Source organism: Streptomyces sp. NPDC049879 (assembly GCF_044461265.1).
Lineage (GTDB): Bacteria > Actinomycetota > Actinomycetes > Streptomycetales > Streptomycetaceae > Streptomyces.
In genome coordinates, this window is the sequence record NZ_JBITKT010000003.1 from 303,249 (window position 1) to 312,862 (window position 9,614).

At 76.2% G+C, this 9,614-nt stretch carries 11 protein-coding genes and 1 pseudogene; 5 read left to right on the top strand and 7 right to left on the bottom strand.

Features of this window, described 5'->3' with window-relative positions; translation table 11 throughout:
• A complete protein-coding gene (locus tag ACIBPC_RS12290) occupies positions 1 to 1,026 on the bottom strand; it encodes a zinc-binding dehydrogenase (protein ID WP_362958854.1) in 1,026 nt (341 codons plus the stop codon).
• Between the two features lie 139 nt (positions 1,027 to 1,165).
• Here ACIBPC_RS12290 and ACIBPC_RS12295 point away from each other — a divergent pair, with 139 nt between their 5' ends.
• Positions 1,166 to 1,801 carry a TetR/AcrR family transcriptional regulator gene (locus ACIBPC_RS12295; protein ID WP_398843484.1) on the top strand — a complete coding sequence of 212 codons (636 nt, stop codon included), beginning with the start codon at positions 1,166 to 1,168 and terminating at the stop codon, positions 1,799 to 1,801.
• A 35-nt stretch (positions 1,802 to 1,836) separates the two neighbouring features.
• On the opposite strand, the gene ACIBPC_RS12300 is transcribed toward ACIBPC_RS12295, so the two are convergent.
• Both ACIBPC_RS12300 and ACIBPC_RS12305 read right to left on the bottom strand, forming a co-directional pair.
• Positions 1,837 to 2,469, bottom strand: a complete 633-nt coding sequence (locus ACIBPC_RS12300; RefSeq protein WP_398843486.1) for a sigma-70 family RNA polymerase sigma factor — start codon at positions 2,467 to 2,469, stop codon at positions 1,837 to 1,839.
• 103 nt (positions 2,470 to 2,572) lie between these two features.
• Positions 2,573 to 3,253: a hypothetical protein gene (locus ACIBPC_RS12305; RefSeq protein ID WP_398843488.1), complete on the bottom strand. Its 681-nt coding sequence runs from the start codon at positions 3,251 to 3,253 to the stop codon at positions 2,573 to 2,575.
• A gap of 279 nt (positions 3,254 to 3,532) precedes the next feature.
• Between ACIBPC_RS12305 and dhaK the strand changes: the two genes are divergently transcribed.
• Genes dhaK through ACIBPC_RS12320 form a run of 3 tightly spaced genes read left to right on the top strand, consistent with a single transcriptional unit; the run spans position 3,533 to position 5,585 of the window.
• Positions 3,533 to 4,525 (top strand): dihydroxyacetone kinase subunit DhaK, encoded by a 993-nt coding sequence (gene dhaK / locus ACIBPC_RS12310; protein WP_398843491.1) that lies wholly within the window; start codon positions 3,533 to 3,535, stop codon positions 4,523 to 4,525.
• 21 nt (positions 4,526 to 4,546) lie between these two features.
• Positions 4,547 to 5,182, top strand: a complete 636-nt coding sequence (gene dhaL / locus ACIBPC_RS12315) for a dihydroxyacetone kinase subunit DhaL (RefSeq protein ID WP_398844346.1) — start codon at positions 4,547 to 4,549, stop codon at positions 5,180 to 5,182.
• Positions 5,175 to 5,585, top strand: coding sequence for a PTS fructose transporter subunit IIA (locus ACIBPC_RS12320; protein WP_362958839.1), 411 nt, complete (start codon positions 5,175 to 5,177; stop codon positions 5,583 to 5,585). The genes dhaL and ACIBPC_RS12320 overlap by 8 nt, the downstream gene beginning before the upstream one ends.
• Positions 5,586 to 5,603: 18 nt before the next feature.
• Here the strand turns inward: ACIBPC_RS12320 and ACIBPC_RS12325 are convergent, their stop codons facing one another.
• Genes ACIBPC_RS12325 through ACIBPC_RS12335 form a run of 3 tightly spaced genes read right to left on the bottom strand, consistent with a single transcriptional unit; the run spans position 5,604 to position 8,198 of the window.
• Positions 5,604 to 6,098 carry an NUDIX domain-containing protein gene (locus ACIBPC_RS12325; protein WP_362958836.1) on the bottom strand — a complete coding sequence of 165 codons (495 nt, stop codon included), beginning with the start codon at positions 6,096 to 6,098 and terminating at the stop codon, positions 5,604 to 5,606.
• A 10-nt stretch (positions 6,099 to 6,108) separates the two neighbouring features.
• A complete protein-coding gene (locus ACIBPC_RS12330) occupies positions 6,109 to 6,888 on the bottom strand; it encodes an aspartate/glutamate racemase family protein (RefSeq protein ID WP_362958832.1) in 780 nt (259 codons plus the stop codon).
• A complete protein-coding gene (locus ACIBPC_RS12335; protein ID WP_398843495.1) occupies positions 6,885 to 8,198 on the bottom strand; it encodes a TerD family protein in 1,314 nt (437 codons plus the stop codon). Before ACIBPC_RS12335 ends, ACIBPC_RS12330 begins: the two co-directional genes overlap by 4 nt.
• A 248-nt stretch (positions 8,199 to 8,446) precedes the next feature.
• Here ACIBPC_RS12335 and ACIBPC_RS12340 point away from each other — a divergent pair, with 248 nt between their 5' ends.
• The gene (locus ACIBPC_RS12340) at positions 8,447 to 9,079 is read left to right on the top strand and encodes a DUF6643 family protein (RefSeq protein WP_362958827.1); all 633 of its coding nucleotides are present in this window, start codon (positions 8,447 to 8,449) and stop codon (positions 9,077 to 9,079) included.
• Between the two features lie 36 nt (positions 9,080 to 9,115).
• On the opposite strand, the pseudogene ACIBPC_RS12345 reads toward ACIBPC_RS12340, so the two are convergent.
• Positions 9,116 to 9,614 (bottom strand): annotated as a pseudogene (locus ACIBPC_RS12345) (Crp/Fnr family transcriptional regulator); the annotation flags it as partial.

Consider the following 9,614-nt stretch of genomic DNA (forward strand, 5'->3'; position numbering starts at 1 on the left):
TCACGGCTTGAGGACGAGCCGGATCGGGTCCCCCTTCTTGGAGTGCACGCGCTCGACGGCCTCGGCGGCGTCTTCGAGCGGCAGCACGTCGGTGACGGAGCGGGAGAAGTCGAGGCGCCCGCCCGCCGTCAGCCCGATGAGCTGGGGTACGGCGTCGTCCTCCGAACCGTAGTGGCCGAGGATGCGGTGCTGCAGGTAACTGAACGCCAGGCTGTTCCCGACGCGCAGCGGCCTGCCCGTCAGCCCGACGAGGACGAGGCTGCCGCGCGGGGCGAGCACGCCGAGCGCCTGCTCGCGCACGGCGTCCACGCCCGCGAAGTCGAAGGCGGCGGCGAGGCCCGCGCCCCCGGTCGCGGCGCGCACCGCGTCGCCGAAGCCGGGGTCGGCCGGGTCGAGCGCGAGGTCCGCGCCGAAGGCGAGGGCGCGCTCGCGGGCGGCCGGCGCCGGGTCGGCGGCGACGATCGGGTACGCGCCCACCGCGCGCAGCAGCTGCACGCCGTGCGCGCCGAGCCCGCCGACGCCCCAGACGCCGACCGGCTGGGCGGGCCTGATCCCGGCGGTGACGGTGATGGCGCCCCAGGGGGTGGAGACCGCGTCGGGGATGATCGCGCCCTGCTCGAAGGGGATCGTGTCGGGGAGCGCGAAGAGGGTGGACTCGGTGGCCAGCGCGTACTCCGCCCAGCCGCCGTCGTAGTCCGCGCCGCGTGTCCAGACCATGCCGTCACGGGTCTCGCCCGCCTGGAGGACGACGCGGTCGCCCGGCTGCCAGGCGGTCACGCCAGGCCCCGGCTCGGCGACCACGCCCGCGACCTCGTGGCCGAGCGTGACGGCGTCGCCGCTGAGGTACGTGCCGCGGCCGAGGGTCCCGTCGATGCAGTGCACGTCGGAGAGGCAGACGCCGGCCGCCTCCACCTTGACCAGCACCTGGCCGGGTCCGGGGACGGGCCGGGGCACGTCCTCGACGCGGAGCGCCAGGTCGGGGTAGTGCAGCCGGACGGCACGCATCGTCGCAGGGGTGGTTCCCATCGTGATCACTCTCCGTGGTGCGGTGCCCCGGTGGTGCCGGGGCGGGTCGAGGCGGGTGCGCGGTAACGCAAGTGCCCTTGCTTTGGACGGTACGGCGCGGGTCCCCGCAACGCAAGAGCCCTTGCGTTAGCCTGACGGCATGCGCAACTCGGACTGCGGAGAAGGCGGGAACGGCGGCGGCAAGGCGGCCCCGCCCCTGCGGCGGCGGGGCGAGCGGCTGCGGCAGGCCGTGCTCGCCACGACCGTGCGGCTGCTGGCGTCCCGGCCCTTCGACGAGGTGACGGTCGCGGCGGTGGCGCGCGAGGCGGGTACCCATGAGACGTCGATCTACCGCCGCTGGAAGACCCGCGAGAACCTCATCCACGACGCCGTCACGCAGTACAGCGACGACATGCTGCCGCTCCCGGACACCGGCACCGTGCGCGGCGACCTGCTGGCACTCGCCGAGGGCTTCGCGCGCGTCCTGGCCACGCCGGAGGGCTCGGCCCTGCTGCGCCTGTCCGTCCGCCCCGCCGACGGCGAGGGGGACGGCGGCGACGAGGACGCCGGGTACCGCGCCGCCTACTGGGCCGAGCGCCTGCGGCTGGCGGAGACCCTCGTGCGCAGGGGCGTCGAGCGCGGCGAGCTGTCCCCCGGCCACGACGCCGCCGTGATCGTCGAGGCGGTGTGCGCGCCCGTGCTGGTCCACGCGCTGTTCGGCGGCCCCCCGCCGGACGGGCGCTTCCTCGCCGGGCTGGTGGATCTCGTCGTGTACGGCGGCGCCCCCGGGCCGTGAGGCGGCCGGGGGCGCCGCGGGCGCGACCGGCCGCCTCAGGCCAGCCAGACCGTCGCGAGGTCGCGCCGCGCCCGCGCCACGCGCGACCGCACCGTGCCGACCGGGCAGCCGGCGATCTCGGCGGCCTCCGCGTACGACAGGCCGAGCAGCTGCGTCAGGACGAACGCCTGCCGCCGCCCGCCGTCGAGGGCGCGCAGCGCGTCGAGCAGCGCGATCTGCTCCTCGAAGCCGGGCGCCCTGCGCGGCTGCGCGCGGTCGGCCGCCGCGAGCCAGTCGGCCGTGTCGGCCAGCGCCGGGCGCACGGCCGCGCGCCGATAGCGGTCGACGACGACCCGGCGCGCGATCGACAGCAGCCATGCCCGGGCGCACGACCGCCCGGCGAAGCCCGGCAGGCTGCCCAGGGCGCGGGCGAACGTCTCCTGCGCCAGGTCGTCCGCGCCGGGACCGTCCGCGCTGAGGTGCGCGACGAACCTGCGGACGTCGTCGTAGGTCGCGCGGACGAAGCGCTCCGCCGCGTCCCGGTCGCCGTCGCCCGCGGCCAGCGCCCAGAGGGTGATGTCGGCGTCGGCCGCGTCCGACCGCCCGGCGGCGGTCCGGCGGCGCGGCGGGGCTGATGCGGTGGATACGGATGGTGCGGGTGGTGCCATCGTGTCGTGGGCAGCGTTCATCGCCACTGGTCCTCGGTGTTCTCGCGGAGCCGTCGGCACGCCGCAGCGGCCCCTCGGCGACCGTCACGCGCGGCGCGCCGCGCGTGACGGGGAACAGGTCGGCTCAGGACGACGGCACGGGCGGGCCGCGGCGCGACCCCCTGTGCAGCGCCAGCAGGTCACGCGGCCTGCGCGCCCGGCGCGGAGCGGGCGGCAGGGGTACGCGCGGCAGCGGCGGGACGCCCGCCCCCGCCCGTTCGGCCACCCGAAGGGGCGCGCACAACAGGAGCGCGACGCAGCGCGCGAGTTGCCGTACGACGGCCTCGCCCCGCCACAGCCACCAGCCGCACAGCAGCCCGGCCACCCCGTGGGCGAGCGCCATGGCGGGGCCCGCGTAGGCACCGTCGAGCACGGGGGTGAAGGCGTCGAGGGCGGTGAGGTCGGGGCCGGGTGCCGGGTTCGGGGTGTGGTGATGGTGCGCGTGCCCGGCGTACGCACCGTGCTCCACGGGCAGCTGGGCCGGCCACTCGGTGCCGCCCGCCGCCGGGCGCATGGGGTGGAGACCGCTGAAGACGGCGTGCAGCACGGCCTGGCCCAGGGCGCTCGCCCCGGTGATCAGCCGGATGCCCCGCTCGCGGTGGGCCAGCCACCAGCCCGCGCCGCACATCACGGCGAACGCGAGCGCGACGCTCGCGGGCGGGAGGCCGTTCCCGGCGGACAGCACATGTCCGAGTCCGGACACCGCGACGCACACCGTCGCGTACAGCGCGGCGTGGGCGAGGCGGAGTGCGGGTCCGGCTCCCATGCGCGCCATGGTGGCAGCGCCTCCCGGCCCCGGGGGAAGAGCGGTCGATGGCGATAGATCACCCGTTCGACCGCTATGACGGGACACCGGATTCCTGTGATCTGCGTCACATTCCAGCGCGTGCGGCCGGTCCGCCCGCCGGAACTGTACGCCCCCCGCGCCGCACCCCCCGAATCCCCGGCCCGGCGGACGCGCCCGGGGCCGCCGCCCGGCCGATACTGGCGGGTGCGCGGCGCCGTGGCCGCGCCCGGCCCCGGCCGGAGCCTGCTGGAGGTAGTCATGCGGATGCTGATCAACTCGGCGGAGACCGTCGTCGCCGACGCGCTGCGCGGGATGGCCGAGGCCCACCCCGAGCTGACCGTGGACGTGGAGAACCGGGTGGTCGCCCGCCGGGACGCGCCGGTCACCGGCAAGGTCGCGCTGGTCTCCGGCGGCGGCTCGGGCCACGAGCCGCTGCACGGCGGCTTCGTCGGCCCCGGGATGCTGGACGCGGCTTGTCCCGGCGAGGTGTTCACCTCCCCGGTGCCCGACCAGATGGTCCGCGCCGCCTCCCTGGTGGACGGCGGCGAGGGCGTCCTGTTCATCGTGAAGAACTACACGGGCGACGTCCTCAACTTCGACATGGCCGCCGAACTGGCCGACGAGGAGGACATCCGCGTCGCCCGCGTGCTGGTCGAGGACGACGTCGCCGTCACCGACAGCCTCTACACGGCGGGCCGCCGCGGCACGGGCGGCACCCTCTTCGTCGAGAAGCTGGCCGGGGCGGCGGCCGAGGCGGGCGCGCCGCTCGACCGCGTCACGGCGATCGCGCAGCGGGTGGCGGACGCGTCGCGCAGCTTCGGCGTCGCCCTCGGCGCGCCGACCACGCCCGCCAAGGGCGGTCCGACCTTCGACCTCCCCTCCGACGAGCTGGAGCTGGGCATCGGCATCCACGGCGAGCCGGGCCGCGAGCGGCGCGCCGTCATGACGTCGGCGGAGATCGCGGACTACACGGTCGACGTCCTGCTGGCCGACCGGAAGCCGGGCGGCCCCGTCCTCGCGCTCGTCAACGGCATGGGCGCCACGCCGCTGCTGGAGCTGTACGGCTTCAACGCCGAGGTCCAGCGCGTCCTGCGCGAGCGCGGCGTGACGGTGGCGCGTACCCTCGTCGGCAACTACGTGACGTCCCTGGACATGGCGGGCTGCTCCGTGACGCTGTGCGAGGTGGACGACGAACTGCTGCGGCTGTGGGACGCGCCGGTGAGCACGGCGGGGCTGCGCTGGGGCCGCTGAGAGGAGCGCGAAGTGGCTGCGATGGACGCCGGGTTCTTCCGGCGCTGGCTCGCCCTGGCCGCCGCCGCGGTGGACCGTGACGCCGGGCGGCTGACCGACCTGGACTCCGCCGTCGGCGACGCCGACCACGGGAGCAACCTGCGGCGCGGCTTCGCCGCCGTCACCGCCGCGCTGGACGAGCAGGAGCCGGACACCCCCGGCGCCGTCCTCCAGCTCGCGGGCCGCACGCTGGTCTCCAAGGTCGGCGGCGCCTCGGGGCCGCTCTACGGCACGCTGCTGCGGCGTACGGGCAAGGCGCTCGGCGACGCGCCCGAGGTCGGCGGCGAGGAGCTGCGCGACGCGCTGCGCGAGGGCGTGGAGGCCGTGGCCCGGCTGGGTGGCGGGGCGGCGGGCGACAAGACGATGCTCGACGCGCTGCTGCCCGCCGTGGACGCGCTCCCCGACACGGCGGCGGCGCGGACGGCGGCGCTCGGCGGCGCGGAGGCGACCGTCCCGCTCCAGGCCCGCAAGGGCAGGGCGAGCTACCTGGGCGAGCGCAGCAAGGGGCACATGGACCCGGGGGCGGCCTCCTCCGCACTGCTGATCGGGGCCCTCGACGAGGCGGCGCACGGCACGGACGGTACGCACGGGAACGGGACGGTGGACGGCGATGGCTGACGGTGCGCGCGTGGGGATCGTGCTGGTGTCGCACAGCGCGGAGGTCGCCGCGTCCGTGGCGGTGCTCGCGGCCGGCCTCGCGGGCGGCGGCGACCTCGCCCCCGTGGAACCGGCGGGCGGCACGCCCGACGGCGGGCTCGGGACCAGCGCCGAGCTGATCGCGGAGGCCGCGCGCCGGGTGGACGGCGGCGCCGGTGTCGCCGTGCTCGCCGACCTCGGCAGCGCCGTGCTCACCGTGCAGGCGATGCTGGCGGAGGGCGACGAACTGCCCGCCGGGACACGGCTGGTGGACGCCCCGTTCGTGGAGGGCGCGGTGGCGGCGCTGGTGACGGCCTCGGCCGGGGGCGACCTGAACGCGGTGGCGGACGCGGCGGCCGAGGCGTACGACTTCAGGAAGCTCTGAGGAGGAGGACGGGCGGCGTCAGCCGCCCACGGCGGGGACGGGTCCGGCCGGTTCGAACCAGGTCGGCCCCTCCTCGCCCGCCAGCCTGATCCGCTCCAGCGCGAACGCGGGGAGTGGCGGCAGCCCGTCCAGCGCGAACCAGCCGACTTCGAGGGACTCGTCGTCGTTCACCCGCGCCTCGCCGCCGACCGCGCGGCACTGGACCGCGATGTCGGTGAACTGGACCTGGTCACCGTTCGGGTACCGGGTGGGCGGCAGCGTCTGCACCAGCAGGATGCGCTCGGCGACGCAGCGCACCGCCGTCTCCTCCAGGACCTCGCGGACCGCCGCCAGGGCGGGCTGCTCCCCCGGTTCCGGGATGCCGCCGGGGATCGACCAGCGGCCGGTGTCGGCGCGGCGGCCGAGGAGGACGCGGCCCGCGTCGTCGTGGACGACCATGCTGACGCCCGGCAGGCACAGCAGGTCGTGACCGATGTGGCGGCGGAGGCGGAGGATGAAGTCGGGAGTTGCCATGGCGGCGAGCCTACGCGGACGCCGCCGCGAGCAGGCGCCCCTCCGGGTAGGCGAGGGCGGCCTCCGGCAGCGCGGCGGGCCGGCCGGCCGCGAAGACGGTCAGGCGGCCGGTGGGAGGCGCGGCGGGGTCGGGCGCGGAGCGCGCGCGGCGCAGGGCCTGCGCCGCGACGGCACCGGCCGATCCGTGGAGGGTGACGGTGATGCCGTACGCCGCCGCGAGGTGGTCGCGGATGCGGTCGGCGACCAGCTCGTAGTGCGTGCAGCCGAGGACGACCGTACGGGTGGTGGGGGGCGTCAGGCCCGCCGCGGCCTTGACGGCGGCGCCGATCGCGGCGTCGTCGGCGCGCTCGACGGCGTCGGCGAGGCCGTGGCAGGGGACGCCGGCCGCCGGGACCCCGGCGGCGAAGTCGGCGATCAGCCGCTGCTGGTAGCGGCTTGCCGTGGTCGCCGGGGTGGCCCAGACGGCGAACGGCTCGCCGCGCGTGGCGGCGGGCTTGATCGCCGGGACGGTCCCGATGACAGGGATCGCGGGCTCCAGTTCGGCCCGCAGGGCGGGCAGCGCGTGGACCGAGGCGGTGTTGCAGGCGACGATCAGGGCGTCCGGGCCGGTCGCGGCGGCGGCGCGCGCGCAGACGAGGGCCCGTTCCGTGATGTCCTCGGGGGTGCGCGGACCCCACGGCATGCCCGCGGGGTCCCCGGAGATCACCAGGTCGGCGTCGGGGCGCAGGCCGCGCACGGCGGCCGCGGCGGCCAGCAGGCCGAGCCCCGAGTCGACGAGCGCGAACCTCACTTGCGGCCCGGCGTCCACTGGAGGCCGAAGCCGTACGCGTGGTCCACCGTGCGCTGCGGGCTCACACCGCGGTCGGGCACCAGGTAGCGCGCCTCGCGCTTGACGGTCAGCTCGCCGTTCTGCCCGGTCAGCTCGGCCAGCACGCAGACCGGCGAGGGGACGGTGCACTCGTCGAGGGAGAAGTCGACCGGCGCGCCCTTCTCCGGGGTGAGCGTGACGGTGGCGGCGATGTCCTGGAAGCTGGCGGCGCCGGAGTAGATCGTCACGAAGATCACGACGCGGCGCAGCTCGCGGGCGTGGTCCAGGTTGATGGTGAGGTTCTCGCCCTTGGCGACGGCGCCGGTGCGGTCGTCGCCGTCCAGGTGGATGTACGGCGCCTGGTGGAGGGAGCCGAACGCGTTGCCCAGCGCCTGGATGACGCCCTTGCGGCCGTCCGTCAGCTCGAAGAGCGCGCACAGGTCGAGGTCGAGGCCGCCGCCCATGGCCTTGTTGAGCCGCTCCTTCCAGCCTCCCTTGGACGCGCCGGTCTGGCGCTGCTCCCAGTTGAGGTTGACGCGCATCTGGCCCGAGGTGGCGCCCTGCTTGGCGAGCGAGATGGTCGGGGACGCCTTGGTGAGCGTGACCTTGCTCAGCCGCACCTGGGGCGCCGGGGGCTGCGGGGTCGCGCCGGGGGGCGGCGGGGGCATGGCGGCGGGGACGGCGCCCGCCGGGGGCGGGGGCAGGGGTGCCTGGGCGGGGGCGGGAGCGGTCGAGGGGGGCGGGGGGACGGCGGCCTGCGGGGCGGGCGGGGGCGCGTCGTCCACGCTGATGCCGAAGTCGGTGGCCAGGCCGGCGAGGCCGCTGTCGTACCCCTGGCCCACGGCGCGGAACTTCCAGGCGCCCTGGCGCCGGTACAGCTCGCCGAGGACGAAGGCGGTCTCCGTCGTGGCGTCGGTGCTGTCGAAGCGCGCGATCTCGGCGCCGCTGTCGGCGTCGCTCAGGCGGATGTGCAGGCCGGGGACGCGGCCGAACGTGCCGCCGTCGGCGGAGGCGGCCAGGGTGACTTTCTCGACGGCGGGCTCGACGGAGCCGAGGTCGACGGTGAGCCGGTCGGTGACGGCGTCGCCCTGCGGCTGCTTGCCCTCGTGGCGGACGGCGCCGGAGGCGTGGGCCGGCTGGTTGTAGAAGACGAAGTCGGCGTCGGAGCGGACCCGGCCGCCGACGAGGAGGAGCGCCGAGGCGTCCACGTCCGGTGTCCCCGGCGCGGCTGCCCAGCCGATCTCGACGCGCACCGTTCGCGCGGCCACCGGGACATTCGCACCTTTGAGCATCGGGGTTTCCTCCGTCGTGGGGCGTCGTCACGCCACGTGTTCCGCAGCCACCGCCCACTATGCCATCCCGCCCCGGAAGACCCCTCGGAGCGGCGGGGGGAGCGGTCGCGCGAGCGGGGGCATTGCGCCTTTTCCGGCCTTTATGCGGAATTGCCTCGCATGGGGACCGGGCGGCTCGCCCGCATCCGGCCAAATCAGCTTCTCGTCGGACTCCCCAACAAGCACACGGTGGGCTTAACTTATGGGGTATGACCTCCCCGCGCCCCTACGGTGGTGGGTACTCCTCACCGTCGTTCGCCGACACCCCGATCTACGACAGGCTGGTGGCCGAGCGGGGAACCCCGCAGATCGCCCCCATCCGCGTTCCCGCGGCCTACGACCCCGTGGGGTTCCCGCACCCGTCCCCCCAGCCCGCGCTGCCGGCCCTGCCCGCGCTCCCGTCGGCGCCGTCGCAGCCCTTCCAGCCGTTCCAGCAGTCCTCGCCCGGCATGCACCCCGTGCCGTCGGGCCAGTCCTTCCCCGCCTTCCCGCAGCAGGGCGGCGGTCCCGGCTACCAGGCCGCTCCCCCGCGCCAGCAGCTGCCCGCCCCGGCGGCGCAGGCCCCCGGGGGCTACTTCCCGCAGCAGGCCGCCGCGCCGCGCCCCGCGTTCCCGGGGAACGCGTCGCACGTGCCGCAGGCCCCGGCGCCGCAGCAGATGCGGCCCGCGGCGCCCCGTCCGGCGGCCCCCCGCCCGTACCCCGGCGCGTTCCAGGGCCAGCAGCCCCAGAACGCGCCCTACCAGGGGCAGGGCGGGCAGAACCCGTATCCGGCGCAGGAACGGCCGCAGCAGCACCAGTACCAGTCGCCCGGCTACTGGTCGGAGCCGGGCGCGGGCCACTGACCGCGCCCGGCGGGCGGTGGGAGGAACGGGCGGCCGTCAGATCTCGACGTCCTCCAGGATGCCGAGGGCGTCGGGGACGAGGACGGCCGCCGAGAAGTAGGCGCTGACCAGGTAGGAGATGACCGCCTGGTCGTCGATGCCCATGAAGCGGACGTTGAGGCTGGGCTCGTACTCCTCGGGGATGCCGGTCTGGTGCAGCCCGACGACGCCCTGGTTCTCCTGGCCGGTGCGCAGGGCGAGCACGGAGCTGGTGCCCTCGGGCGTGATGGGGATCTTGTTGCACGGCAGGATCGGGATGCCGCGCCACGCGCGCAGGACGGTCCCGTCGATCTCGGCGGGGGTGGGGTAGATGCCCCGGGCGTTCCACTCGCGGCCGATGGCGGCGATGGTCCTGGGGTGCGCCAGGAGGTACTGCGTCTTGCGGCGGCGGGAGATCAGCTCGTCGAGGTCGTCGGGGGTGGGCGGGCCGGTGCGGGTGTGGATGCGCTGGCGCACGTCCGCGTTGTGCAGCAGCCCGAACTCCCGGTTGTTCACC

Excerpts from the sequence above, each read along its gene's own strand:
- ACIBPC_RS12335 (WP_398843495.1), bottom strand. The coding sequence starts at position 8,198 with ATGCTCAAAGGTGCGAATGTCCCGGTGGCCGCGCGAACGGTGCGCGTC.
- dhaL (WP_398844346.1), top strand. The coding sequence starts at position 4,547 with ATGGACGCCGGGTTCTTCCGGCGCTGGCTCGCCCTGGCCGCCGCCGCG.
- ACIBPC_RS12325 (WP_362958836.1), bottom strand. The coding sequence starts at position 6,098 with ATGGCAACTCCCGACTTCATCCTCCGCCTCCGCCGCCACATCGGTCAC.
- ACIBPC_RS12320 (WP_362958839.1), top strand. The coding sequence starts at position 5,175 with ATGGCTGACGGTGCGCGCGTGGGGATCGTGCTGGTGTCGCACAGCGCG.
- dhaK (WP_398843491.1), top strand. The coding sequence starts at position 3,533 with ATGCGGATGCTGATCAACTCGGCGGAGACCGTCGTCGCCGACGCGCTG.
- ACIBPC_RS12300 (WP_398843486.1), bottom strand. The coding sequence starts at position 2,469 with ATGAACGCTGCCCACGACACGATGGCACCACCCGCACCATCCGTATCC.
- ACIBPC_RS12295 (WP_398843484.1), top strand. The coding sequence starts at position 1,166 with ATGCGCAACTCGGACTGCGGAGAAGGCGGGAACGGCGGCGGCAAGGCG.
- ACIBPC_RS12305 (WP_398843488.1), bottom strand. The coding sequence starts at position 3,253 with ATGGGAGCCGGACCCGCACTCCGCCTCGCCCACGCCGCGCTGTACGCG.
- ACIBPC_RS12340 (WP_362958827.1), top strand. The coding sequence starts at position 8,447 with ATGACCTCCCCGCGCCCCTACGGTGGTGGGTACTCCTCACCGTCGTTC.
- ACIBPC_RS12290 (WP_362958854.1), bottom strand. The coding sequence starts at position 1,026 with ATGGGAACCACCCCTGCGACGATGCGTGCCGTCCGGCTGCACTACCCC.